Annotated in this window: 22 protein-coding genes, 1 tRNA gene, 1 pseudogene and 1 CRISPR repeat array; of the genes and pseudogenes, 4 read left to right on the forward strand and 20 right to left on the reverse strand. The window is 60.7% G+C overall.

Translation table 11 applies throughout. From position 1 onward, the window contains the following. Positions 1-234: 234 nt before the first annotated feature. The gene (locus tag NKH59_RS16105; protein ID WP_353022351.1) at positions 235-906 is read right to left on the reverse strand and encodes a hypothetical protein; all 672 of its coding nucleotides are present in this window, start codon (positions 904-906) and stop codon (positions 235-237) included. Between the two features lie 163 nt (positions 907-1,069). Here NKH59_RS16105 and NKH59_RS16110 point away from each other — a divergent pair, with 163 nt between their 5' ends. After that, positions 1,070-1,255, forward strand: coding sequence for a helix-turn-helix transcriptional regulator (locus NKH59_RS16110; RefSeq protein WP_353022403.1), 186 nt, complete (start codon positions 1,070-1,072; stop codon positions 1,253-1,255). 76 nt (positions 1,256-1,331) lie between these two features. Here NKH59_RS16110 and NKH59_RS16115 read toward each other — a convergent pair whose 3' ends face one another. The 14 genes and pseudogenes from NKH59_RS16115 to NKH59_RS16175 all read right to left on the reverse strand — a co-directional run bounded on the left by NKH59_RS16115 (position 1,332) and on the right by NKH59_RS16175 (position 17,598). Next, the gene (locus tag NKH59_RS16115) at positions 1,332-3,446 is read right to left on the reverse strand and encodes a DUF3363 domain-containing protein (RefSeq protein WP_353022353.1); all 2,115 of its coding nucleotides are present in this window, start codon (positions 3,444-3,446) and stop codon (positions 1,332-1,334) included. Between the two features lie 791 nt (positions 3,447-4,237). Continuing rightward, positions 4,238-4,504, reverse strand: coding sequence for a transposase (locus NKH59_RS16120; protein WP_353022355.1), 267 nt, complete (start codon positions 4,502-4,504; stop codon positions 4,238-4,240). Positions 4,505-4,613: 109 nt separating this feature from the next. Then, positions 4,614-4,781, reverse strand: a complete 168-nt coding sequence (locus NKH59_RS16125) for a hypothetical protein (RefSeq protein WP_353022357.1) — start codon at positions 4,779-4,781, stop codon at positions 4,614-4,616. 373 nt (positions 4,782-5,154) lie between these two features. Then, positions 5,155-5,289, reverse strand: a complete 135-nt coding sequence (locus NKH59_RS16130; RefSeq protein ID WP_353022358.1) for a hypothetical protein — start codon at positions 5,287-5,289, stop codon at positions 5,155-5,157. Positions 5,290-5,377: 88 nt separating this feature from the next. Continuing rightward, complete coding sequence (locus NKH59_RS16135) at positions 5,378-5,692, reverse strand: transposase (RefSeq protein ID WP_353022360.1); 315 nt, start codon at positions 5,690-5,692, stop codon at positions 5,378-5,380. Positions 5,693-6,387: 695 nt separating this feature from the next. Continuing rightward, positions 6,388-8,397: a CRISPR direct-repeat array (repeat unit 32 nt; unit sequence GTTTCGATCCACGCCCCCGCGAGAGGGGCGAC). A gap of 204 nt (positions 8,398-8,601) precedes the next feature. Continuing rightward, positions 8,602-8,888, reverse strand: a pseudogene (gene cas2, locus NKH59_RS16140) (CRISPR-associated endonuclease Cas2). An 8-nt stretch (positions 8,889-8,896) separates the two neighbouring features. Continuing rightward, on the reverse strand, positions 8,897-9,682 hold the full coding sequence (gene cas1c / locus NKH59_RS16145; protein WP_502908704.1) for a type I-C CRISPR-associated endonuclease Cas1c: 786 nt from the start codon (positions 9,680-9,682) through the stop codon (positions 8,897-8,899). Next, complete coding sequence (locus tag NKH59_RS33535; protein WP_502908705.1) at positions 9,571-9,930, reverse strand: CRISPR-associated endonuclease Cas1; 360 nt, start codon at positions 9,928-9,930, stop codon at positions 9,571-9,573. The genes cas1c and NKH59_RS33535 overlap by 112 nt, the downstream gene beginning before the upstream one ends. Continuing rightward, entirely contained in the window at positions 9,927-10,613 is a 687-nt protein-coding gene (gene cas4, locus NKH59_RS16150) for a CRISPR-associated protein Cas4 (RefSeq protein ID WP_353022405.1), read from the reverse strand. The genes NKH59_RS33535 and cas4 overlap by 4 nt, the downstream gene beginning before the upstream one ends. A 2-nt stretch (positions 10,614-10,615) precedes the next feature. Next, complete coding sequence (cas7c, locus tag NKH59_RS16155; protein WP_353022362.1) at positions 10,616-11,572, reverse strand: type I-C CRISPR-associated protein Cas7/Csd2; 957 nt, start codon at positions 11,570-11,572, stop codon at positions 10,616-10,618. After that, positions 11,569-13,317, reverse strand: a complete 1,749-nt coding sequence (gene cas8c, locus NKH59_RS16160; protein WP_353022364.1) for a type I-C CRISPR-associated protein Cas8c/Csd1 — start codon at positions 13,315-13,317, stop codon at positions 11,569-11,571. The genes cas7c and cas8c overlap by 4 nt, the downstream gene beginning before the upstream one ends. Further along, positions 13,314-13,982, reverse strand: a complete 669-nt coding sequence (gene cas5c, locus NKH59_RS16165; RefSeq protein WP_353022366.1) for a type I-C CRISPR-associated protein Cas5c — start codon at positions 13,980-13,982, stop codon at positions 13,314-13,316. The genes cas8c and cas5c overlap by 4 nt, the downstream gene beginning before the upstream one ends. Positions 13,983-14,028: 46 nt before the next feature. After that, positions 14,029-16,278: a CRISPR-associated helicase Cas3' gene (cas3, locus tag NKH59_RS16170; RefSeq protein ID WP_353022367.1), complete on the reverse strand. Its 2,250-nt coding sequence runs from the start codon at positions 16,276-16,278 to the stop codon at positions 14,029-14,031. Between the two features lie 378 nt (positions 16,279-16,656). After that, a complete protein-coding gene (locus tag NKH59_RS16175) occupies positions 16,657-17,598 on the reverse strand; it encodes a DUF4268 domain-containing protein (protein WP_353022368.1) in 942 nt (313 codons plus the stop codon). Between the two features lie 115 nt (positions 17,599-17,713). On the opposite strand from NKH59_RS16175, the gene NKH59_RS16180 reads away from it, so the two are divergent. Next, a complete protein-coding gene (locus NKH59_RS16180) occupies positions 17,714-18,385 on the forward strand; it encodes a hypothetical protein (protein WP_353022369.1) in 672 nt (223 codons plus the stop codon). 128 nt (positions 18,386-18,513) lie between these two features. After that, on the forward strand, positions 18,514-18,936 hold the full coding sequence (locus NKH59_RS16185) for a hypothetical protein (protein WP_353022371.1): 423 nt from the start codon (positions 18,514-18,516) through the stop codon (positions 18,934-18,936). On the opposite strand, the gene NKH59_RS16190 is transcribed toward NKH59_RS16185, so the two are convergent. Beyond that, on the reverse strand, positions 18,896-20,278 hold the full coding sequence (locus NKH59_RS16190) for a DUF6538 domain-containing protein (RefSeq protein ID WP_353022373.1): 1,383 nt from the start codon (positions 20,276-20,278) through the stop codon (positions 18,896-18,898). The genes NKH59_RS16185 and NKH59_RS16190 overlap by 41 nt on opposite strands. A 137-nt stretch (positions 20,279-20,415) precedes the next feature. Beyond that, positions 20,416-20,500: transfer RNA gene (locus NKH59_RS16195), tRNA-Leu, on the reverse strand. 175 nt (positions 20,501-20,675) lie between these two features. Here NKH59_RS16195 and lipB point away from each other — a divergent pair. After that, positions 20,676-21,419: a lipoyl(octanoyl) transferase LipB gene (gene lipB, locus NKH59_RS16200; RefSeq protein WP_352539628.1), complete on the forward strand. Its 744-nt coding sequence runs from the start codon at positions 20,676-20,678 to the stop codon at positions 21,417-21,419. Between the two features lie 389 nt (positions 21,420-21,808). Here the strand turns inward: lipB and NKH59_RS16205 are convergent, their stop codons facing one another. From NKH59_RS16205 to proS, 3 genes are read right to left on the reverse strand one after another with little or no spacing between them, the layout of a single operon-like run. After that, the gene (locus NKH59_RS16205; protein WP_254818120.1) at positions 21,809-22,492 is read right to left on the reverse strand and encodes an ABC transporter ATP-binding protein; all 684 of its coding nucleotides are present in this window, start codon (positions 22,490-22,492) and stop codon (positions 21,809-21,811) included. Further along, complete coding sequence (locus tag NKH59_RS16210) at positions 22,489-23,775, reverse strand: lipoprotein-releasing ABC transporter permease subunit (protein WP_352539627.1); 1,287 nt, start codon at positions 23,773-23,775, stop codon at positions 22,489-22,491. The genes NKH59_RS16205 and NKH59_RS16210 overlap by 4 nt, the downstream gene beginning before the upstream one ends. Next, a complete protein-coding gene (gene proS / locus NKH59_RS16215) occupies positions 23,772-25,100 on the reverse strand; it encodes a proline--tRNA ligase (protein WP_352539626.1) in 1,329 nt (442 codons plus the stop codon). Before proS ends, NKH59_RS16210 begins: the two co-directional genes overlap by 4 nt. Positions 25,101-25,286 lie beyond the last annotated feature (186 nt).

A 25,286-nucleotide genomic window follows, 5' to 3' on the forward strand; every position in this document is an offset into this window, starting at 1 on the left:
GTTGCTTACTTCTACTCAGCCCCAGCCAAACGAATACGACACCAAGTCGTCACAGAGGCAATATCCACAGGGAAATTTTTAGGAGGCGCAGCGGCACTCGTCCACCGTCGGCTGCTCAGCTGAGTTAGGCAGCGTGAACCAAAACTTTGCGATAGCTGCCTGCGAACGGCTGTGAATTTACAGCTGCCCAGGCCCCCGTTTCAGGCGTGGCAGCAGTAGCAGCCCACCTGCAGCCTAAGAGCACCGCTCGCCGTGAAGGACCTTTTCGAGCTTCCCGATGCCCACCAGATCGCTGAGCGCCGAGCGGATTTGTGGCCAGGGGAACTCGGAGCCTTCTGCCCACGCTTCGCCTTCCCGCAATATGGCATTGAGCTTGGCCGCCACACCGGCGAGCGTCGTGGCCGGCGTCATCGAGAACGCTTGGAGCAGGCCCTGTGCCCGGTCGCTGGCCTCGCGCTCCGCCGTGAGCGCTGCGGCGTAGCCGCTCTCCTCGGCAGCGGAATCCCAGCCTGCCTGATGTGCCGCCAGATCAGATTCGGCCTTCTGGCGGAGAGCCGCAATATCCGACCCTTTGCCGAGCACTTCATTGAGAGCCTCGATTGAGTGGATCGTCACATCCTCACCCTCGGGCAGGCGGACGGTCGCCCGAGGAAAGCTGACGCTCTCGACAAGTCTGGTCTCCAGGCGCTGTTGCTTGCGGCAAAGCTGTTCAGTCAAGTCGTGGGCGGTCTGCCATTCCCGCCAAAGCGCCAGCGCTGGGTCGGAGAGGGACATGTTCGTCGCGGTAGCGTTGCCGGTCAGAGTACTTTTCTCAAGCACTAAAGCCGTGGGCGTGATCATTCCTCCCGCAAGCAGTTGCCTACGGGTGACGAAAGGCAGAGTCGTGGTATTGTCGGAATCAGCCATGATCCGAGCTCCTATCAGCTTGGTTGTGGTTAGGTCGGGCTAAGCGTGTCAGCGCTCAGCTCGGCCGTTTTAAGGAATCTCATCATACAAATTGATTGACGTCAATCGGATTGTGGTCGTGGAAAATGCGCTAACGATAGAGCAGTGTCGCGGCGCTCGGGCTATGCTTGGGTGGAGCCAAGACGAATTAGCTAGAGCCGCAAATGTGGCTCGACAGACGATTGCGGATTTTGAGCGTGGGGCGCGCATTCCGATCGCCAACAACCTCATAAGTATAAGGCATACGCTTGAGAGGGCCGGAATCGAGTTCTTATCCGAGAATGGTATCCGTTTAAGACCCCGCATCTGACAACTGTCTGCTAATAGGCTTGGCTAATCGTTGCGGCGATAGTTACGAGCCAAAAGTGCCGCGCCGATGAGCGCTCTCACAGCCCCAGCCCGCGCTTTTTGCCGAAGCTCCAGTCGATGCCGCCGCTGTTTTGCACGAGACCGGTGATGTGCTGGTCGATGCGCCCTTCCAGCATCGGCTGCCAAGGCACGAGCCGAAAGCCGAGACCATCGTCCAGCATGGCGAAGCGCCCGCTGGCCAGACGGACCGAGCCCAGGAGCGTGCCGCCGACATTATCGCCAAGCTGCACGGGCGCGAAGGTAAGGCCGCGCGCAGCGGCCATTTCCTTGCCGACGCGCGTGACCTCCTGACGCTCCAGCGTGGCAACAAGGTCGCGCGAGAAGGTGATCGTCCCGGTAGTCGCATCGCGTTCGGCAAGGCCCATCCCGACGAGCTGGGCAGCCCGTTTGTCGAGCGCGTTGTCCACGTCAAGGGCGAAGCCTGACCGGACCATCGGCACAGGGTTTCTGGCCGCAAGCTCCCGATCGAGCCAGGTGGCGCCGTCGCTGCCGATCTGCGAGTCGAGGTCAAGCGTCGAGAGCAGGCGGACGGAGAAGTCCTTTCCGCGGCTGCGGGCATCGTAGGCGATGCCGCGCTCGGACAGGTCATTTGGAACGCGCCAGTGGTCGTCGTCGATGCGCTCGACATGGCCGGCCCGACGCAGCGCTTCGAGACGGCGGACATGGAAACGGACAAAGGCGTCCGGGTCCTTGCCCTGCTTCAGAAATGTCTCGCGGATCGCCTCCAGGTGTCTGCTCGGACGATAGATACCTTCCTCGCCCGCCACGACACTGATGTTGCGGTCGGCCGCACGCGGCTCCTCCTTCGGCGGGATCGGATCGAGCACCACGATATGGCCGCGCTGGATGTCGTCGAGCTTTGCCGCATCCGCGGTCTCGACATAATGGGTGCGACCGTCGACGCCATCGATGACGAGCGACAGCCGATCGCTCATCTCGTCGCCGGCAAGACCCTTGGCGAGCACGCGGCCGACGACCGGCTCGGTGATGGTCCGCCGGTGCATGACGTATTGCGCAGCACCCCGCTCTTCGGCGAGGCCGTGCTCCTCGAGCGCCCGGTGCATGGTCTTGATGATGTCGTTGCGCTCACCAAGCGCTCGCAAAGTACTTGCGGCCCTGTCGGAAACCACCCACCGGCCGGGTTCGATCTCGCGCGCCAGGCCGAAGTGTCGCAACCTCTTCGCCCGATCGATCAGCAGATAGCGATTGCTGGAAATGGTGTAGCTGTCGCTGGCATTGGGACGGAGGTCGACAAGATCATGCTCCTGCTGTTCCTCGATCAGCATGTGGTCGAGCCGGGTCAGCCGTTCGGCGTCCACCTCGTTGGCCAGCTTGCGGGCGACCTCGATCTCGCTTTGCAGCCCGAGTTCCCGTTCCACCAGCTCGCCTGCCCTGTGGCGGATGCCATGGGCGATGTAGTCGCCGGCGATGTTCAGGATCTTGCCGTCATCGGTGACGCCGCGCACCAGCACATGGGTATGCGGATGACCGGTGTTGTGATGGTCGACGGCGATCCAGTCGAGGCGCGTGCTGAGGTCGGTCTCCATCTGTCGCATGAGATCGCGGGTGAAGGAGCGCAGGTCTTCCATCTCGGCGGCATCCTCCGGCGCGACGATAAAGCGGAACTGATGTCGGTCACCGCGGCCGCGCTCGACGAAGGCCTTGCTGTCGGCCTCGTCGTCGACGGCCGAGTACACCCTGCCCTTCTCGCCCTCCCTGGTCACGCCGTCGCGCTGAAGATAACGCAGATGCGCATCGACGGCCTTGCTCGTCGTCATGAACTTTTGGGCGCGCCCAGCGGTCCGCTTCACTCGCCCCGGCAGCTTGACGACGCGCGCCTTCACCACGACGCGGCGGGAGCGAAAGCGCACGCCATTGGAGTCCTGCTTCCACCCGCCACCATCCTTTGGCAACGCTGCCGCCACCTTGCCGCCGCGGCCGCGGGCATTGAAGCGGCCACTCTCCTTTCCGGCGCTCCTGCTTGCGCCGATGCGATTGGGGTTGCCGCCTTGCTTGCGAATGGCGATCTCGACCTGGCGCACGAAGGGCAGCGTGCGCGAATTGACCGGCGCGCCGCCATGCCGCATCCGGCCGGTGCGAACCTGGAACCTGTCGCTGTCACGATCTGCCATGCCGACAGCATCGGGAGTCGCATTTGGTGCTTCAAGATGGCCGAAGAGCCGAGCGTGCTATGGCCTGCAAAGACTTGCTGCGGCGTAAAACGGCGGATCGCACATCGCTGCGACACCGCATCTTTGCTTTTCAGATCAACAGGATAGCGAACCAGCCGGCACCATCCGCACCTCGCGTCATTCAGCCTGGCGTTAGCATCCGTCGGAAAAAACAATGTGCAGACAGACACTTACGAGCGAAGCGAGGGCGAGCGCCAGCTCGCTTTATCTTGCCTTACTAATCGGGCGCCTAATGTCAACTACAACAATGACTTTCCGGCTGCATGACATCTCCAATTCTGCTTCATAGTCACTGCAAGTTCGTGCGCACTTCTTGCAACCACGCGTCCCTCGGCAGGGTCCCTGCGTTATTACGCGCTCGGCTCAAATCAGCCGTCGCATGCTCTCCTGGGGCCGTATTGATGGCCTCATGACGAGACGGTCCTAGCGATCACGGCGCGCTCATCCCGGTGGCGGGCGGATGCCGGCAATATAGCGGACTCAGTCTCATCCAACGCCCTGCCAGGGCGCCGCCCGTGCGCACGGGAACTCTTCGAACTCAGATCTCATAACCTCCTCGAAACTGTCGAGACGCGCCCATCGTCAAGCCGTTCTGTGCCTTCAGCGTCGCGCGAATCGTCGGCGTGACAACCGTCCCGGCGCCTGGATCGAACACACTGCCGTCAAGCCACATGCGGTGCCGGATGGCGGCAAGCTTGCGGGCGTGTGATCGCGCACTGCATCGAGCGCTCCTAGGCTATCTTGAGCCTCCACGCCTTGAGCGCCGAGCCGCGGCGCGAGCGCAGCAACATGGCCGCCGCCGCCTCGCACAGCGACTCGCGTGCAGTCATGTCGCCCTGCTTGGTGATGCGCCCAGTGAAGTCGATCGAGCTGCCGGTCTGATGTCGTCTCGGGGTCGGGCCAAAATGAACGCCGACGTTTCGAGAACGTGTGAACCGATGCAGATCATCGATCGCTACCTTGAAGGTCAAAGCCGCAACCGGTCCTACGCCAGGCACGGTCAGGAAGCGCGGCAGACAGGATCGGCGGCGACAGCATCGAGCGGCATCGTGTGCAGCCGTTCGTAGCCTTCAAGGACCGCGCTACGGACCGCCAGCAAGCTGTCGATCATTCGTTCGAGACAAAATCCGCGCCGTCCAGCAGTTCGCGCACACGAGCCTCGAACTCACCCCGACCGATCGCGCCAACCTTCAAGCCATGAACCCGCAGCGAACCGCGAATTTGGTTCTCCAGATCCACCAGCTTGCGCTTGAGCAGCTTGCGATTGGCCAGCATCGTGCGAAGCCGCTGATTCTTCTCAAGGCCTTTGACATAAACGGCGCGAAACCACCCATCTCATCATTTGCGCAATGCCGCGCGCATCGTTCTTGTCGGTCTTCTCTCTCCCGGCGTTCGTCAAGCTGTTTTCATTTTCCTCCTCCGTCCATTGTCGCCTTGGCGTTGGTTGATCCGGCAATGGAACAGCCTTCTCTTCGTGCTCGGCGCTTGGCCGGCACAGGATGGCGTTCATCTGGGTAGCGGCGCAGCCATCTTATTCACGGCGTTCCTTGATCGGCTGACGGCACACCAAACCGACGGTCGCTCTCACCCTCACCCGTCCCTTGCCGGGACCTCGGCTGTTGCGGATATGGGTGATCTGCTTGATGGACTACACTTGGGCAAGCACGTTCTTCTGCCATCGGAACGGCTCACCGGTCAGCCACATTTTGTGCAGTGTAACCGCAATGCGGCGCGCAAGCGCAACACGTGCTTTGCCAATACCACCTGTTTTCGTGACACTCATGGCTCACGCCTTCATCTACGACCAAAGACCCTGGCCACGTCTCAACGTAATCTGCGCAGCAACGTAGAGCATATGGCGTGTATGACGATCACCCATCTTTGCTGATCTTCCCGACCGGTCGATTTCGCCCGAGCTGCAACGGCGGCGTGAGACCGAAATGCGCACCGACATTGCGGGAACGACGGAACCGAGCAGGATCATCGACGCTCGCCCTGAACGACAGCGCAACGTGTGGTCCCACACGCGGAATTGTCATCAGCAGCTTGCAAACTTCGTCCCGTCGCGCCAGTGATATGATGCGGCGATCGAATACGCTTCGCTGGCGCAAGAGCTCAGCGCGTGCAACCAGCAGCGTCGCCATCGTCAGCATGACCGTAGCATGGTCGCCAACCTGTTCACGCACCTCCTTCTCGAATAATCGCCCCCAAGGGGCAGCGATATGCCGTCGCAGCATAGCAGTCAACGGATGACATTCTCGATCCGGATAAGCTGATCCTGCAGGGTGTTTCGAGCCGCAAACAGTGCACCAAGGCGCTGCGCATATTCCGACTTCACCAGACTGGCCGATATGCCTTCATGGCATCAAGTGTGCGATGCCACGCGCATCATTGCGACCCGATTTATTTCGCAGCCCCTGCCTGGAGCATTGCCGCTGCGTGTCGCGCGTCGATGCCGATGCACTGAGCGCGCTCCACGTAGCCCTTCAGTGCGGATTGGAGCGCGCTCTGGATTGCTCTCCACCTTTGTCTCGAATAGCCCTACATTGTTTCGATCCACGCCCCCGCGAGAGGGCCGACCCTCGGCCTTGCGCACCATGTCGGAAAAGTTGCCGTTTCGATCCACGCCCCCGCGAGAGGGCGACAGGCGCTTCACCTACACCTGCAACGTCCTGCAGTTTCGATCCACGTCCCCGCGAGAGGGGCGACCGAGTTCCTGACCGGCACACAATATCTGCACAATGTTTCGATCCACGCCCCGCGAGAGGGGCGACCCGTGCCCGGCTGCCGGCCTGATCATCGTCAACACGTTTCGATCCACGCCCGCGAGAGGGGCGACTGTTCCCCTGCCGTTCCGGCCTGAGCCGTTCGATATCTAGAGGTTTCGATCCACGCCCCCGCGAGAGGGGCGACATGGCGGGACGGTCGCGTTCGAACCCGAGACATGGTTTCGATCCACGCCCCCGCGAGAGGGGCGACTGACGCCTTCGCGCGGTCGCTTCACCACATAGGTGTTTCGATCCACGCCCCCGCGAGAGGGGCGACCTGTCAGGTCCATGGTCCAGTAAACGCGGGAATAGTTTCGATCCACGCCCCCGCGAGAGGGGCGACTCCCTGGCCACCGCCGTCGATGGCGGCGAGCTGAAGTTTCGATCCACGCCCCCGCGAGAGGGGCGACCGATCTCGGCGCTCGGCGTCAACAGCGTGACGAAGTTTCGATCCACGCCCCCGCGAGAGGAGCGACACCGCAGCTCGGGAGCCCAGACCAACACCGTTCTTGTTTCGATCCACGCCCCCGCGAGAGGGGCGACGGTCAGCATCGGCTTGTTGGCAACGTCCTGCTTGTTTCGATCCACGCCCCCGCGAGAGGGGCGACGCATCCTTGTTGATGGCGCAATGGCCGGCCGAGGGTTTCGATCCACGCCCCCGCGAGAGGGGCGACTGCTTCGCTCATGGCGATTTCTCCCCACCAGAGGGTTTCGATCCACGCCCCTGCGAGAGGGGCGACCGCAGGGCGCTTCGTTCTGCTCGCCGGCGTAGAGGTTTCGATCCACGCCCCCGCGAGAGGAGCGACCGCTGCCAGCCAGGCCTTCAGCTCGGAGAAGATGTTTCGATCCACGCCCCCGCGAGAGGGGCGACTCCGCGACCGGAGATCAGCAGCTGGCCATTGTCGTTTCGATCCACGCCCCCGCGAGAGGGGCGACTTTGCGGCCGTGGCGATCCCAGCGATAGATGTAGGGTTTCGATCCACGCCCCCGCGAGAGGGGCGACTGCTTCGCTCATGGCGATTTCTCCCCACCAGAGGGTTTCGATCCACGCCCCCGCGAGAGGGGCGACGCCCGCCGCGATGGTGCTGCAACTCCTGCACATAGTTTCGATCCACGCCCCCGCGAGAGGGGCGACCGGCCTCGACGCCGCCATTGACGGCGGCTTCGGTGTTTCGATCCACGCCCCCGCGAGAGGGGCGACTCGATATGAAGGCGCTGCGCAAGCGCCTGAAGTGGTTTCGATCCACGCCCCCGCGAGAGGGGCGACCCGAGCGAGCGTAGCTGGCGCTGGAAGGCGTCATAGTTTCGATCCACGCCCCCGCGAGAGGGGCGACCGATCTCGCCACTCTCACCAAATCCAGCCCGGTTGTTTCGATCCACGCCCCCGCGAGAGGGGCGACTCTCCTTCCCCGCCAGGATCGCCTCTCTGGAAAGGTTTCGATCCACGCCCCCGCGAGAGGGGCGACACCATCCCTGCCCTCGGTGAGGGGTTCCTGAAGTTTCGATCCACGCCCCCGCGAGAGGGGCGACACCTTCCATGGCGCGGCCTATTTCGAGGAGCCGGTTTCGATCCACGCCCCCGCGAGAGGGGCGACTGTGGCATATCATCAATACCGATCCAAAGCCAACGTTTCGATCCACGCCCCCGCGAGAGGGGCGACGTCCGGCTACGATCTGACCATCCGGCTTAAGAAGTTTCGATCCACGCCCCCGCGAGAGGGGCGACAATCATCTCCTGCCGTCACCGGCGGAGAGAACAAGTTTCGATCCACGCCCCCGCGAGAGGGGCGACGGCGATGTCGCGCGCCGCTTCAGCGCCCGTTTCAGTTTCGATCCACGCCCCCGCGAGAGGGGCGACAGTCTCCAAAGGAGAGGCAACGGACCTTCAAAAAGTTTCGATCCACGCCCCCGCGAGAGGGGCGACATGCGACCGAAAGTCGCACGAAAGCTAGATGAAAGGTTTCGATCCACGCCCCCGCGAGAGGGGCGACTCTACCTGCTCAAGGTTGATCGCTATCGGAAAAAGTTTCGATCCACGCCCCCGCGAGAGGGGCGACCTCGGGGCGTCTCCGCTTCACCTTCGAAATGATGGTTTCGATCCACGCCCCCGCGAGAGGGGCGACAGTGCATCAGCTAACAGACTGCGAAAATTGAGGAAAGACGAGTTAAAAGGCGAACATAATCCTTCAGCCGAACGGAAGGTCGACCCACAACCCAGCTTGGCGTAGATAGTTTCACGATTTCAAAGAACTAGCGCCGGTGCGAACCCGTCGGGATTTTCCGGCACGCTTTATGTTCGCGCTGTATCACGCTGTCATACAATGGATTCAGACGATGAGGGCACCGCCGAGGTCGACCGCAGGCTTAGCGCCGACATGCTCCACCCGCCGCTGCCAACTGGCGCCCAGATAATAGTAGCGCAGGCTGTCGTGCTGACAATCGATAATTCGCTCCAGCCTGGCCTTCACCTTGGTCCACTGGGCAGGGTCGACCTCGATCTCGAACACTGAGAACTGAACTCTCTGAAATCCTGGCACGCTTTGGCTACTCTGCGGAGCCTGCGGGCACCGTCGCCTTCCATAGTTTTCACATCATAGGTCACTAGTACCATCATCGTACGAACTACTTCCAAAACCAAGGCGGATAGGCGTCAAGGTCACCGCGTAGATGACGGGCCAGAAGCTGCGCCTGAAGATGGGGCACCAGGCCAAGCGGAGCATTTTCCTCGATGAATGGATGATGGCGTTCCTGTTTCTTGCGTTCCTGCCAGGCAGCAAGCACGGTCTTGCGGCCATCGTCGGTAAGCCAGACCGCGCCGCCGTCGCGGACCTCGAAGTCGGCGGCGCGTAGCTGGCGCCGGTTGATCAACGACAAGGCAAGACGATCAGCCAGGACCGGGCGCAATTCTTCCATCAGATCGAGTGCCAGGCTCGGCCGCCCTGGCCTATCACGGTGTAAGAACCCGACCGCAGGGTCGAGGCCGACACCTTCCGCCGCACTACGGCAGTCGTGGATCAGAAGCGTATAAAGGAATGACAGCAGCGCATTGACTGGATCGAGCGGCGGTCGGCGCGAGCGGCCGCGAAAACGCATTTGCGCATCAGGCGAACGGATCAGAGTATCGAAAACGCTGAAATAGTACGCGGCAGCTTCGCCTTCGGCACCGCGCAACTGATCCAGGTCGAGCCCGGCGAGGCTTACCCTGCGCAAAATATGCACCTGACGCCTCGTTGCATCAGCGGCACGGTCGCGCTCTCCAGGTGCTAGTTCCTCGCCGTAATCGCGAAGCCCGCGCATCAGCACCGCCCGCTGGTTGGATATCTTGCCGGCGACCAGGCCGCGCACAATATCTTCCGGCGCCTCAGACGCGCGATACTGCGCCCGCCGCAATAGCACATTGCCGGCCACAGGTCCTCGATCCTGGCTTGAAACCGGCCGGCACGGTCGAGCATCACCAATGTGATGCCAGCGCCGGCACAGGCGCCAATGAGCGCCGGCGAGACGTAGATCGCCCCGAAAACAACGACGGAGCCGAGCATGTGCAACGGAACGCGGGCGCGTTCGACACCCTCGATCTCGGCCACCAGATTCTCGCCGTCCTTCTTCAGGCTGGCGCCTTCCGTAGTGACATACACCGTGTTGAGAAATTTTTTCACGACGCGGTGTGTTCCTCCAAAAGCAAAGCCAGCGTTCGGTTGCGCCAGTCACGCGCCGCCTTCGCCATGGTCTTTGGACGGCAGAGATCGATGAGTGAGCAGGCTCGGCAGCGGTCGGCACGGTAGATCGCCTTCGGCGTCTGGCGCGTCGTGAAGATTTCGTGCAACCGGGCGACTGTTTCCTCAGTGAGCAGACGCAGTTCCACATCAAACGGCACCGTGACCCTGCGCTTTGTCTCGCCATAGAACAGCGCACCCTCCGGCACCGGCCTTCCGGTCATCTCCTCGAGGCAGAGCCCTTGAGCGCAGAGCTGCACTTCGTCGGCGCGGTGCAGCTTCGGCTTTCCACGCTTGAACTCGACGGGGTAAGGCGTTTCGCCATTGATGCCCGTATGAAATTCCACCACGTCTGCGACGCCGGCAATGCCGAGACGTTTCGATGCAATCGGTAGCGCAGATTCGCGACGCACGCCGCGCACGCGCCGCATGCTCGGCCTGTCGGCGGCGATGTGCATGACATGGCCTTCCGCCGTGAGCCGGTTTTCTTCCCACATTCGCTCGATGTGGATGAGTGCGGCCTGCCGCAGACAATATATAGCGTGCTGCAACGCCGAGAGCGGAATGGGGTCCGCATCCCGTTCGTCGGGTTGGGTGACCGGAGTTTCGCCCGCGCCCGACGCCATGTTCACAGACGCTCGATAATCTCCACGCCATCCGGCAGGCCGTCACGATCGATCTCGATTTTATAATCGCTGAATTTCCGGGCCGGTGGATAGTTGTCGATGCCCGAATCGTCGACATCGCGGAACGCACCATCAATGTTGCGGCCAACTCTTACGCGATCGAAGAGCGCATGGGCCGGAGCGTTGCCGAGCGTATTGGCGTGTTTGAAGACGACGAGCTTGCGGCTTGCCATTTCTCCGCGCGCGGCGGACCGGTCGTGCTCGAACATCGTTGACAAGGCCTCGAAGAGTAAGTCCAGGTCCGTATCGGAAAAGCCCGTGCGTTCGGCGAGTTTGGCCGAGACGAAACCATGGGCGCGGTAAAGACCATAGGGCACGATGTGCTTGCGGCCCATGGTGCGGTTGTCGACGCGCTCGTTGCCTTCCTCACTGCCTTCTACCCGCTGCTTCTTCTCGGCTTCGTTGGTTGCCGCCATGCGGGTGATGGAGATTTCTTGGGGCACGATCGGCTCGACGGAGCCAGCGAAGGTCATCTGCACCGGCCCGCGCACCTGACCCGCATTGATGCCGGTCGACATGACCGCGCCGAAGGTACGAATGTCGAAGAAGTTCGCACACATGAACTTTGTGAGCGCACGCGCTTCATCGTCGCTCTTAGGATTGAGCTTGGCGTCCTTCGCGACTTTCCCGTCATCTGGGCGCAGCGCAACGTACGCCTTGCGATGCTGCTCGTTCAGGATCGCGCCTTCCTTGACGTAGATGTTGTAGCTCTGATGTTCGCCTTTGGCGAACTCGACGTAGTTGCGCACCTTGCGCTTGAGGCTGACGTCTGAAACCAGACCATGATTGGTTTCGGGATCGAGTCGCGGCATGTTGCCGGCATCCGGGTCGCCGTTCGGGTTGCCTTTGGATACATCAAACAACAGGACGAATTCATAGCGGTTGGAAATGGCGTTCATGATGTGGCATCCTGTGTGTCGACGGTTTCGGGTTTGCGGAAGAATTCGCCGCGCTGATGGTAGTAGCCGAGGCCGAACAGTGCCTGCTCTTCGGCGGAAAGGAAGGCCGGGAAGGGATCGCTGTTGGGCGACATGCATTCGAGTATCGCGCCGACAGTCCTTTCGAGATTGACCCTATGTCCAGGCCTTTGCTTGCCGACCTTCGAAATATGATTGGCTGATCCCCGGTCGAGCAGGGCGAATACCTTGCGCGGTTGGGCGGACGCCGAACCGTAGAATTTGTCCTTGATCGTGGCGTTGACGTTGCGACCGAGCGCGGCCGTTTGTATTTGTTCATAGGCAGCAAACAGCCGCCCGAGCAGATAGCCCTTGTTCCTATTCTCCGGTTCGAACGACACGGGAGCCTCCCCATTTGCTTTGTTGAAATTTCGAACGAGGAGTGCTTTCAGGATGCCAACCCTGAGAGCGCTTACCTCTCCGTCCGCTCGAATGCGCATCAGCACGGTCGAGAGCAACGTCAGCGGATATCGGGTGCCGGTCAGGATCGACCGCATCCATTCGCCGGCGAGATTCGGCGGCACGTTTTCGTGCTTGCCCAGCACCGCGGTTTCGGCGAGATATTTCCATAGCGCTGGGCGCGCGTCGCGCGGCGGCGAATCGATGTCCATTTCGGCAACGAAGCGCTGGTAGTTTTTCGCCAGCACGCCGAAATCGTTCTCGAACCAGAACCGGATCGAAAGGCGCGCGGCATTTGGAGCAAGACCAAGGACATAGAAGCGGACGCCGTTTTCAAGTTCGGGGGCTATCTCCTTGAGCGGCAGACCGTTGCGAATACGAGCGAGGATATCGCCGACCTTGCCGGCTTGGGTGACTTCGTCGACGTCCGAAAACATCGCACCAAAGGTGCCTTCGGCGGTGCGCGCCACTTCGGCGTCGCACGCATCAGCCCAGAAAACGGTGGAGGTGTCGCCGACCTGGATGCGGTTGGTCTTGCCAGCAAGGAATGTGTTGAGCGCGGTGGAATATTTGAAGGCGGCAGCTTCCGAGACAGGAGCATTGTCGCCCTGCTCGTGCTCATAGGACGTGAAGGCATCGAGATTGAACGATACGATGGAAGCGCCGGAGGATTGCGCACCCCACACGCCTCTGATTGCCGGATGAAGGCGCGCGACCGCTCCATTCGAGCCGGTGACGAGGCAGATCGACAAGGCATCAGCGCCACCACTGCTTCGGTCCGCCCACAAAGCCTTGGCGGCTGGCCGATCGTGAAGATATGCGCCTTGGCGCCTTTCACTGTCGAGCGCGAAGACCACGTTCTGGTCTTTCATCTCGTCAAGCCACGTTGGTTCCACGAATTGTTCGGGCTTCCAGCCTTCGAGGAACAGAGACAACGCCCGCAGGCCCGGGTCATCCGTGTCTTCAAGGGCCTCGCGGTGGCGCTTTACGAAAGCGGCATGCTCGCCGGCTGCACGCTTGCCTGCTCCTGCCGTGACGCCAAGCACATAGGAAGTCTTGTCCCAGAGGAAATTCGGCGCGATGCCTGCGGTGCGTTTGGTCGGCTGCGGCACCTGCATCATGCGCGCCAGTTTCTTCTTGCCCGTGCCATCTCGCAGATCGGTAACGCTGGCCAATGTTCCATCTTGGTTGAGCGAGATAACGAAACCGATCTTTTCCGTGGAATAGCCGAAAAGGGGCGCGTCTGGCAGACGGTCGTAGGCTTTGGCAAGCGAAGCCAAAATGCTCATCTCCGGATCTCCGAAGAATTGGGAGCCGGAACACGCATCACGCCGTTGTTGAGGCCAGCACGGAAAAACAGGGAAGGCTTGTCCGGCGCCGCGTGGTCGATGTCCCACAACATGAAGCCGAGGTCCCTCGTTTCCTTGATCGCTTCCGGCAATGGCGCATCAGGGGGTAGCAGTTCGAAGGCCGCCGCGAATTCGCGTGTGCCTAAGCAGGGCTGATGGAAGCATTGCCCGCGCGCGGCGCGGCGGTTGAAAGTGTCGAGATGCTTGCCCTCATTGTCGTCGGGGCCGGCCTTGTCGGTCATTTCGAAATGCGCTTCGATGACATAGGCGACATCGACGAGCACGGTAGCCGCACGCTGTTGGCGGTCCTCATCGACGAGGAGGCGCAACCCTTCGAGACTGCCGCGGTTCATCGCCGTCTTGACGTTGCGGGCGGAGATCTTGCTGCCAACCTCGTTGCGGCGGATCGATTGGAAACGAATAGGAGTAAGGACATGAATGCTGTCCACCACCCATTTGATAGCCGGCTTCCAGTGAACGGCCTCCAATATTCCCCGGCCAGCGGAGGGGGGCATCACGTCGTAGGAGACACGCTCAACCTTCATCTCGGGTCGCGTGAAGCACGCGTAATTTCCGGAAACCTTCAGCCTGACGCCAAACGACATTCGCCCCTCCCCAGAGACATTTAATACGCAAGGAACATATCAAGAACTAAATGACAATAGCCTCTTGCGATAAATATTCGGCGTCCTCCCAAACGAGGCCGACTTCCGGGTCATAGAGGCTAAGCGAAATGAGCACCGCAAACTGGGCAGTCCGCAGCCTCTCCTCAGCAAATTTCACATGGCCGCAGGCGATAAGCCGTGCGAGTGCCTTCGGCGGCACTTGTACGACATAGGTCTGCAAGTCACGGGCAATCGCACCGGACGGAACCGTCTCGATCCTCAGCTTTGCAATCGCTGCTTTCGCTTGTTCGTCTCGGGCGACAATCACTGGAACCATGCCGCTCTCGATCATGCGAAAATTCTCGGCGACCGAGCGATAGGAAAAGTTCGTACCGCCGCTGCCGATCCGGAACTTATCCACGATGGGCAGTCTGTCGTTGCGCCCACGATCCAGCCCTTCGGCGCCGACCCGCCAATATACTTCGCCGAAGAAATCCTCGATCGCCGCAGGCGACAAAAGCTTTTCATGCCTTGCCATCATCCGGGACATGTCGGCCGATAATCCCGCGATTTCCGGCGGTGGCGGGTTTTCCGGCGCCTTGAAGACAGCGACAATGCTGTCGGCCACCGGTCGCCGCCCCTCGCGATTGCAGCGCCCAGCCGCCTGCGCTATCTGATCCAACCCTGCTTCCGCGCGCCACACCTTCGGGAAATCGAGATCGACGCCGGCCTCCACCAGCGAGGTCGCGATCACGCGACAGGGTTCGCCCGTCGTCAGTTTTTGCCTGACCACAGCCAGAATCTCGCGCCGGTGCGCTGCATATTGGCGCGTGGTCAGATGGACGAGGCCATCGAGTCTCTCTTCCTTCGCCAGCCGATAGAGCGCCAGCGCATGCTTGCGGCTGTTGACGACAACGAGGCCCTGATCGGTCTTACCGAGCTCAGCCACCAGGGCCACGTCGTCCATCACTCCGTGATGCTCCAGCCTGACACGTTCCAGCCTCTCCGCCAAATGGTCGGGATCCGGCGCCAATTCGCGACCTTCCAGCGGCAGCGCCGCCGGATGCCTTGCGGGAAATTTCTGCTGGTCGAGCGCCGGCTGGGTGGCGGTGCATAGCACGATGCTGCAGTTGTAATTCTCGGCAAGTTCGCGCAGCGCCCAAACGGCTGGGATGAGAAGCTGACGCGGTAAGGTCTGCGCCTCGTCGAGAATGATGACGCTGTTGGCGGTATTGTGCAGTTTACGGCAGCGCGAGGTCCGCGCGGCAAATAGGCTTTCGAACAGTTGCACGTTGGTCGTCACCACGATGGGTGCTGCCCAGTCTTCCATCGCAAGTTTGAGCTTGTCTTTGTCGGCCTTCGTGCTGTCGGCATCCCGTGGTTCACGTGGGTGACGTTCTTCGTCCTCGATGGCCGAATGGTGTTCCAGCACGACATCGTCGCCAAGTACTTCGCGAAAGATCGCCGCCGTCTGGTCGATGATTGAGGTGAAAGGGATGGCGTATATGATGCGATCAAGTCCGTGAGCTTTGGCGTGATCGAGCGCGAAGCCGAGCGACGCAAGCGTCTTGCCTCCGCCGGTCGGCACAGTCAGCGTGAAAAGGCCTGGCTTTTCGGAACTATGTGAACGCACATGGTCGAGAATGTTCGTTCGCAAGACGTTCACCAGTGAGTCCGACCTGCGCTTCTCGCCCATATGGGTGTCGAAGGCCTTGATCAGGCCGGGCAGGATTGATTGCAGCTCCGGCCAGGTGCGGTCGATCTGCCGCCCCTCCGTGCACGCATAGAATTGTTCGGTATCCTTGAAATCGGCGTCGACAAGGCAGGAAAAAATCATCCGCCCGAGGAAACCGAGTTGGAAGGCGGCCCTTGTCCTGTCCGTCTTCTCCCAGTTGGGGAACGACGGCAGGAGATCGGCAACCTCGGGCGCGATTTCGGACTTCCAGATAGGATCGAGCCCCGCAGCCGAAAAGCCATCGAGACGTTCGGACAATGTGGAAAAAGTCTCTCCCTGCTTGTCCGGCAGACCAGCATGGTGACCGGCAATGCAATAGGCAATCAGTTCGGCAACGATCCTGTCGTCCGCTTTAACAGCTCGCGCCAGTTGCACGACGATGGCTGCGCCCGCAGTGGAGTGGTCGACCCGTTCCTGCGCGCCGGACAATCGCGCCTGGAATTGTGGCGTGTATTTCCCGAGATCGTGAAGCAAGCCGGCTAGTCGAGTTGCACGTCCAATGCCGATCCGCGCGCCAAACTGCTGCGCAACTTCGGCGACCGCGATGAGATGGCTATTCAACGGTTGCCAATTGGAGCGAACGGGTCCGGCCGTCGAATGCGCGTAGTACATCGTGCCCTCTGCGAGATTGAATGCTGTTCAACTGTGGGGTGCGCAGAGCTGAGCTGCCTTGCACAATTCCCTTCGATAGCTCTTTCACAACTTGACTTCATGCGCAAAGGAGCATGACTTCCGCGACTTGTTTGGTAGCGGCTGAACAGGGGTTGGCATCGGAACACCGAAGCAGGCCGAGTTCGGTCTGGAAAGACGGGCCATTCCAGCCGATCATCGCTCCTGGCGCCTGAGCAGCGCGCTCGTAGATTTGTCTTATCTATGCCGCACGCCTATGGCACGGGGGCTTCGAAGCCTTTTTTCGAACGTGGCTCGTATGGTGGGGATTTACGTGCCGACATTGAGTTTTTTGATATACGGCTGTAGCGCCGTATTCAGCCGGTTCATGGCATCAGCTTGCGCTTTCTGAATGCTCTGCCAATCTTCGTCAGGAGAGCGGTAGCCACCAACGATGTTGGCGCGGATACGGCTGCCGTGTTTCCCGTCCAGACGCTCCCAATTGAGGGGACCACCAAAGGACGTTTCGATCTCAGATTTCCGTGCGGCAAGCTGATCAAAAATAGCTTTGTTGGCAGCCTCTGAACCCTTGCCACGATAGATGAAGAGTTCGGCTCCGGCGTTGTCCTGGGTCACCACGTAATTCAAACTTAGGCCGCGGACGCCAGATGACGCCGCGATCCATGTCGATTGGTTTGGCGTGAGATGCGCGTGCAACTTTGCCTCAGGGAGCGCCAGCAAACGACTCCACCAATCATGTCGAATGTTGTGTCGCTCGGCGATTTCTTTCTTGGTACGGCCTATGTCCTTTGTCTCTTCGGAAGGGCCGACGATAACGGTGAGCAAGGGCGCGGCTGGTGAGGCTCCTATGCGAACAGCCTCGACCTTCACCAAATAGAAATTGGCGCTGCTTGCCTCATTAAGCCATGTAATCGCGGCGACGTGTTCCGGTCTCGGCTCCGACACAATCCACACGGCTGTCTTAGCCGCCATAGCCGTCAGGTACGTGATCACCTTGCCGAGATGGTCGTGATTGCTCTTCTCTAATTGGTTCTCAATGATGATTGTCGCGCCGAACTCGTCTTCGCCCACGAGATCGATACTGAACGATCCGGCCGCCCGCTCTCGCTCCAAAGAAACAAGATTGAGGTCCATGGCATCGTTGAGCACATCGATGTTTTGCTGAAGCCATTGTGTGAAGTCATACGCTTCGTGTTTCCAGACTTCGCGAAGCGCTACACGTTCCAATCGGCCGATGACTTGATAATCCACTACTGCGCCTCCAGTCGAACAACGTGGCTGGCAGTATTCAACGCGATCCGTAAACGAACCGATCACATTGCTGGCGTACTCTTATCAATCGGGCGAACAATTTGGAGGAAAGCATATGACGCGAGTGCGGCAGCCCATTGGCAAACGAGGTAGCCTGAAATGGATACAGCACGCCGTAAACCGGCATCCAAAGATTCTCGACAGTCAGATCACTTCCCTGCTGGGCGACACAGGGCAGATCACATGGCTGTCGCCTCGGAGTGATGACGACTACGCTGAATACCGCGATGACGCGTTTCTCGACCTGATAGGGCATAGAGAACTCCAAGATCGGCTCGCAGAATTTTGGCCCCGGCGTGGACCTCAATGGGACGCACTCGGCAAGACATCATCCGGTAGCATCCTACTTGTTGAGGCCAAGGCGCATATCGGTGAAATCTGTTCGCCTGGGTCCAGCGCCAGTGCGTTGACTCGTTTGATAATCGAACGGTCGTTGGAAGCCACGGCCGACGGCATGGGCGCGAAACCGAAGGCGCCCTGGATCGAGATATTCTACCAACTCGCCAATCGCTATGCGCACCTGAATTTCTTGCGTACAAACGGCGTCAATGCCTGGCTCATCCTTGTCAACTTCATCGACGACACCGAAATGAACGGCCCTAGCAGCGCGGCAGAGTGGCGGGCTGTTTATCAGATTGTGGACCACGTCATGGGCGTGCCAAAGCGCAACCCGATGGGCAAATTCGTGCTCCACATCCATCCATCCGTTGCTGAAATCATCCCGTAGGATCAGAGACTCGGCCTTTGACAACTGAGTGAGCAAATTCGTGATCTTCGCGACCTCGCTGCTTGCGATTTTGTCCTTCCTCGCAATCCTTCGCGAATAGACTAGGACGAGAAAGGGGCACTTTCATAGTGTTCGAGGTAAGTGATTACCTTGCGCAGTACACAGTTGCCGCGACCGTGTTTTCCGATTTCTACGTCGAAGTACCGCCGCTGCACGATACCAGAGGCAAACCGCTTTTTTCACCTGCGCCTGTAGCCATTATCTCGTCTGTGTCATCGCCGAACAGGAAGCAGACGGGACAGAGGATGACCTGTGTTCTACCACAGGTCAGCACGGTTCGTGAGCCCGTGACCTTAGAGAGACTTGACCGCGCTCTGGATACGCTCGCCCTAGCTATCCACAAGGCTGGCAACAAAGGACGAGCGTATCTTCCGATTTACGAGCGTCTTGAACGCGAAAAGAAGAAACTTATTGCAGAGAAGGGCACAATGCTGCGCGTCCAGGAACGGCTCAAACGATCGCGGGATCGAAAGGCAAAGCAATTTTTTTGAGTTCGTCGCGCCGCCATTGCAGTGAACCGCCCGTACCATACTCTACCCGCTCTATTGTATGGCCCATCAAGATTTTGCGAAGCTCGCTATCGATTCCTGCCTCCTTCATACGATCCTCGAAACTGTGCCGGAGCGAGTAAATCTTGTGCTTCGGTGTCGGGAAAAGTTTGTGTGTTTTGAAAAACTTATTCAGGTTTGCAGAAAGTGCCTCTTCACGATTGCGGTAGCGCGGAAATCCCTGCGGATTTCTCTTAAAGACTTCCAAGGCGACACCTACCAACGGCACATCTCGCACGGACCATTCGGTCTTGATTTCGCGCGGATCATCGGCGTCCTCTCGTGGGGTGATGCGAATGTAAGGGACCGGCGTGTCAAGGAAGATCACGGTCTCGTCGAGATTGCATATCTCGCTTGGCCGTGCGCCTGTCTCGACCAGCGCCAGAACGCATCGGCGCGCTTGAGCATCCAGGGATGCTAAAGCGCCAGGCCTCATGATCTGATCGGATATCCATTTGGGGTCGAATGACGGCCGTTTACGACGGCGCTTGCCACGCTCCGAAAAGCGGAGGTCATCAAATGGGGTGCCTTTTTGTTCTTCGCCCAGATGAGCGAAATAGCGCCTGTAGAGGTCCCGCATGTTGCCGAGATCTCGATTGCCGGCCGACGCGGAATGTGTTGCGGGTCCGACGTCGGTCAACGGCGCAACACGCTTGAGCCAAAATCGGTAGAAGGCCAGTCCATCCTCGCGCGTGATTTCACCGATGGGCTTGTCGCCGACCAGGGCGATAAAATTGCTGACGGCCCTCTGCTTTACTTTCCTCCACATTCGGCGCTGAGACTGGCTCTTGCCTACAACTTCATGTGCCATAATCTCATCGGCATAGAGATCAAAAGCGTCTGAGATTTTGACCGGCGGCACTGGCACACCGCCAAGGAGAGCGTCGGCCACGGCGGGGGCCGCTTGAACGCGCTCTAGCGCCTCGACACGCTTCAAGATCTCGTCAACATTCTGAAAGCCTGCCACTTGTCCGTTTGAAAGGTAGGAAACGCCCATGGCTTCAGCTCGGCGAACGGCGTCACGATACTGATCAAGTGCTGATCTTATCTCGCCGCCGCAAAGAAGCACGGCCCACAGGGTTTTATCCGCGTCTTCGAGCCTGTCGCGCATTGCACGTGCGAGGCGGCGCTCGTCCGTTCCCAAAGACTTGCGAATGAAGCTGCCTCGATCGTCGATGCCAGCCAGCTTGGCGGGCACTCGCCGATGATAATAGAAAATCCCGTCGCGTTGGATGAGGTAGCGATCCGGGTCCCTGGCGGGCTCTGCGACGGCCTCTTTTCGCATGGGCCAATCTCGCGATGTATCTCATTTTGTATCGCAGACTGTATCGCAGTACAGCAGGAATTCCAAGCGTCCCCGAGCGAGGGGGATTTGTCGGAATGACATTTCAACGAGTTAGGAGAGCCAGTTCACGAATTTAATGGTGCGGTCGAGAAGACTCGAACTTCCACGGGTTGCCCCACAGCGACCTCAACGCTGCGCGTCTACCAATTCCGCCACGACCGCACGTGGTAGGAGCCGGAACCAACCGGCCCGCGGCGTGTAGCAAATCGTTTCCGGTGAAACAAGTGCGCGGCCAGCAATAATCGGCCGGACATCGGCATAACTCTTCAAGGGCCGAACGTGCCGGAACTGGACGTTTGTACCGATTGCCGCCATATGAGTGGCGAGACGAGATATCATGACAGAGCGCAGCCAGATCGCCACGTCGTTCCTGCCCTTGCCCGGCTCGGCGCCGGTCGAATGGCGCATCGAGCCCGGGCTCACCGCCTATCCCGATGCGCTCGCCGTAATGGAGGCGCGCGCCGAGGCAATCCGCAGCGGCGGCGCCGGCGAGATGGTCTGGCTGGTCGAGCACCCGCCGCTCTACACCGCCGGCACCAGCGCCCGCATCGAGGACCTGATCGAGCCGGACCGTTTCCCGGTCTTTGCCGCCGGGCGTGGCGGCGAATACACCTATCATGGGCCGGGCCAGCGCGTCGCCTACGTCATGCTCGACCTGAAGCGGCGGCGCGAGGATGTCCGCGCCTTCGTCGCCGCACTCGAACAATGGATCATCGGCTCGCTGGCCGCCTTCAACGTACGCGGCGAACGCCGCGAGGACCGCGTCGGCGTCTGGGTGGTTCGGCCGGACCGCCCCGCTTTGCCCGACGGCTCGGCGGCCGAGGACAAGATCGCCGCCATCGGCATCAGGCTGAGGCGCTGGGTGAGCTTTCACGGCATCGCCATCAATGTCGAGCCGGACCTTAGCCATTTCAGCGGCATCGTGCCGTGCGGCGTCCAGGATCACGGCGTCACCAGCCTTGTCGACCTCGGCCTTCCCGTAACCATGGCCGACCTCGACCTGGCGCTGAAATCCGCTTTCGAGGACGTGTTCGGGCCCGCCGCGGTGTCGCCTGTCGAAGTATCCCGCAAGGCCGGCTGAAACACTCGCCCAATGCCTGCGCCAATATGCGAAGGCGGCCCTCGCTCATCAGCATCGAGCCCGCCCTTGAGCTCAATCCTCACATCGCGCCGATCCAGATTGCCATGGAAATGAGGAACGTGCTCATGCACACCAGCGAGACGACATCCTGAACAAGATCGGTCATAACTCTCTCCTGTTGTTAGTATGTTCGTATTTTGTTCTAATTTTGTTCGAATGTCAACGATCGCAGTCCGGACGTCACCGGAATTTGCGCCCGGTCAATTCGACAGGGTTAAGAAAGGGTTGAGAGGGAAATGCCGAGCGTTTCGCGGCCGACAGGCGCGCGAAAGGCGGCGGGACGGCGCACGGCAGCTCGCAGGCCGTCATCGCCTCAATTGCAGCGCACCCTAAAGCGGCACGACCTTGCCGTCGGCGAGCGTCACGCGGCGGTCCATGCGCGAGGCGAGCTCGTGATTGTGGGTGGCGATGAGCGCCGCCAGGCCCGATTGCCGGACCAGCGCTGCCAGCGCCTCGAACACATAGGAAGCGGTCACCGGGTCGAGATTGCCGGTCGGCTCGTCGGCCAAAAGCACCAGCGGCGCATTGGCGACGGCACGCGCAATGGCGACGCGCTGCTGCTCGCCGCCGGAGAGCTCGGAAGGACGATGCTGCGCGCGCTTGCCGATCTGCATATAGTCGAGCAATTGCGCCGCCCGCTCGGCCGCCTCCTTGCGCGGCAGCCCTTTTATCAGCTGCGGCATCATGATGTTTTCCAGCGCAGAAAACTCAGGCAACAAATGATGGAACTGGTAGACGAAGCCGACATCGTTGCGGCGGATCGCCGTGCGTTCGTCGTCGGAAAGCCGGCCGCAGGCGCGCCCCGCCAGGATCACGTCGCCGGCGTCCGGTCGCTCCAGCAGCCCGGCAGTGTGGAGCAGCGTCGACTTGCCGGTGCCCGACGGCGCCACAAGCGCCACCATCTCGCCACGCTTCAGCGAAAAATCGGCGCCGTTCAGGATGGTCAGCTTGCGCGGCCCCTGTACATAGTGGCGTTCGACGCTCTTCAGCTCGATAATGGCCTCGGCCATCATTCGTACCTCAGCGCTTCGACCGGATCGAGCCTGGCAGCGCGCCATGCCGGAAACAGTGTCGCCAGGAATGACAGCGCCAAAGCCATGAGAACGACCGAGATCGTCTCGCTGGCATCCATGCGGGCCGGCAGCTGGCTCAGGAAATAAAGCTCGGGATTGAACAGCCGCTCGTTGGCCAGCCAGGAGAAGAACTGGCGGATGCGCTCGACGTTGAGGCAGATCACGATGCCGAGCAGCACGCCGGCGATAGTGCCGACAACGCCGATCGCAGCCCCGGTCATCAGGAAGATGCGCAGGATCGCGCCGCGCGTGGCGCCCATGGTGCGCAGGATGGCGATGTCGTGGCCCTTGTCCTTCACCAGCATGATCAGGCCCGAAATGATGTTGAGCGCCGCCACCAGCACGATCAGCGTCAGGATCATGAACATGACGTTGCGCTCGACCTGCAGCGCGTCGAAGAACGTCTTGTTACGCTCCCGCCAATCGACAAGGCTGATCGGCCGCTGCGCCGCCTCTTCGACCTTCGGCTTCAGCGCGTCGATATTGTCGGGATTGTCGGCGTAGATCTCGATCGTCTGCGCCCTTCCGTCCATGTTGAAGTAAAGCTGCGCTTCGGAAAACGGCATGTAGACGATGGAACTGTCATATTCCGACATGCCGACCTCGAAGATCGCGGTTATCGGATAGCCTTTCATACGCGGCGTCGTGCCGAGCGGCGTGATGTCGCCCTCGGGCGAGATCAGCGTGATGGTATCGCCGAGCACAAGGCCGAGATTTTCGGCCATGCGGCTGCCGATGGCGACGCCTTCGCCGGTGTCGAAGCCGACGATCGAGCCCTCCTTGATGTTGTTGGCGACGATGGTGATCTTGCCGAGATCCTCGCCGCGTATGCCGCGCACCAGCGCGCCGGTGCCGCCGCCGACATTGCCTTGCGCCAGCACCTGCCCGTCGATCAGCGGGATGGCGTATTTGACGCCGGGCACGCCGTTGATGCGGCCAGCGACCTGGGCATAGTCCTCCAGCGGCATGTCGAGCGGCTGCACGATCAGGTGCCCGTTGACGCCTAGGATGCGCGTCAGCAGTTCGGCGCGAAAGCCGTTCATGACTGCCATGACGACGATCAGCGTGGCGACGCCCAGCATGATGCCGAGGAAGGAGATCGAGGCGATCACCGAGATCACCGTCTCCTTGCGACGCGAGCGCAGATAGCGCCACGCCACCAAGCGTTCGAAGCCGGAAAAAGGCCCGGCGCCCGGTGGTCTTGCTGCCGCCGCTTCGTTCATGCGGCGGCACCGAAACGCTTTTTCACGTCGCCGATCGGCAGCGTCTCGCGCTCGCCGGTCCTGCGGTTCTTGATCTCGACCTCGCCGGCGGCGACACCACGCGGCCCGACGATCACCTGCCACGGGAGCCCGATCAGGTCGGCGGTGGCGAACTTGCCGCCCGGCCGCTGGTCGGTGTCGTCGTAGAGCACCTCCTTGCCGGCGGCGGCAAAGGCGGCATTCAGCTCGCCGCAGACGCGGTCGCATTCGGCATCGCCAGCCTTCATGTTGATCAGGCCGACATCGAACGGTGCCACCGCCTCCGGCCAGATGATGCCGTTATCGTCATGGCTGGCCTCGATGATCGCCGCGACCAGCCTGGACGGGCCGATTCCGTAGGAACCGCCAGAAACGAAATGATCCTTGCCGTCCGGCCCGGTCACCTTGGCGCCCATCGGCTTGGAATATTTGTCGCCGAAATGGAAGATATGCCCAACCTCGATGCCGCGCGCCGAGACCCGGTCGCTCGCGGGCACCTTCTCCCACGCCGCCTCGTCATGCATCTCGTCGGTGGCGGCATAGGGCGTCGTCCACGTCGTGACGATGCCGCCGATCTCGGCGTCGTTCGAAAAATCAGTGTCTGCGCCGGGCACTGCCAGCGAAAGATAATCGCGATGGCAGAACACCTGGCTCTCGCCGGTGTCGGCCAGGATGATGAACTCATGGCTGAGGTCGCCGCCGATCGGCCCGGTGTCGGCGCGCATCGGGATGGCCTGCAGCCCCATGCGCGTAAACGTCCTGAGATAGGAAACGAACATGCGGTTATAGGCGGCCTTGGCGCCTTCATAATCGAGGTCGAAGGAATAGGCGTCCTTCATCAGGAACTCGCGCGAACGCATGACGCCGAAGCGCGGGCGCACCTCGTCGCGAAACTTCCACTGGATGTGATAGAGGTTGAGCGGCAGGTCCTTGTAGGACTTGACATAGGAGCGGAAGATCTCGGTGACCATCTCCTCGTTGGTCGGCCCGTAGAGCATATCGCGGTCTTGCCGGTCCTTGATGCGCAGCATCTCCTTGCCGTAGTCTTCATAGCGGCCGCTTTCGCGCCACAGCTCGGCCGATTGGATGGTCGGCATCAGGATTTCGAGTGCGCCGGCGCGATTCTGCTCCTCGCGAATGATCCGGCAGACCTTGTCCAGCACCCGCTTGCCGAGCGGCAGCCAGGAAAAGCTGCCCTGCCCCTGCTGGCGGATCATGCCGGCGCGCAGCATCAGCCGATGCGAGACGATCTCGGCCTCGCGCGGATTTTCTTTGAGGATGGGCAGGAAATAGCGCGACAAACGCATGAACTGGTCCGTGAGAGAGGATGGCGGCGCCGGAATCGGCGCAGCGCAGGCTTGCTTGCCCCGGCTTCATAGCCATTTCATGGCGGAATGGAAACCCGGCCCAGGCGCTGCACAGGCGCCGCAATTGCCGCACGCGGCTTGCTGGGCGTTTCGCAAGCAACGCCTGCCGTACTATTGTGCACTGCA

The sequence above is a fragment of the Mesorhizobium sp. M0998 genome, from assembly GCF_040318885.1.
GTDB lineage: Bacteria > Pseudomonadota > Alphaproteobacteria > Rhizobiales > Rhizobiaceae > Mesorhizobium.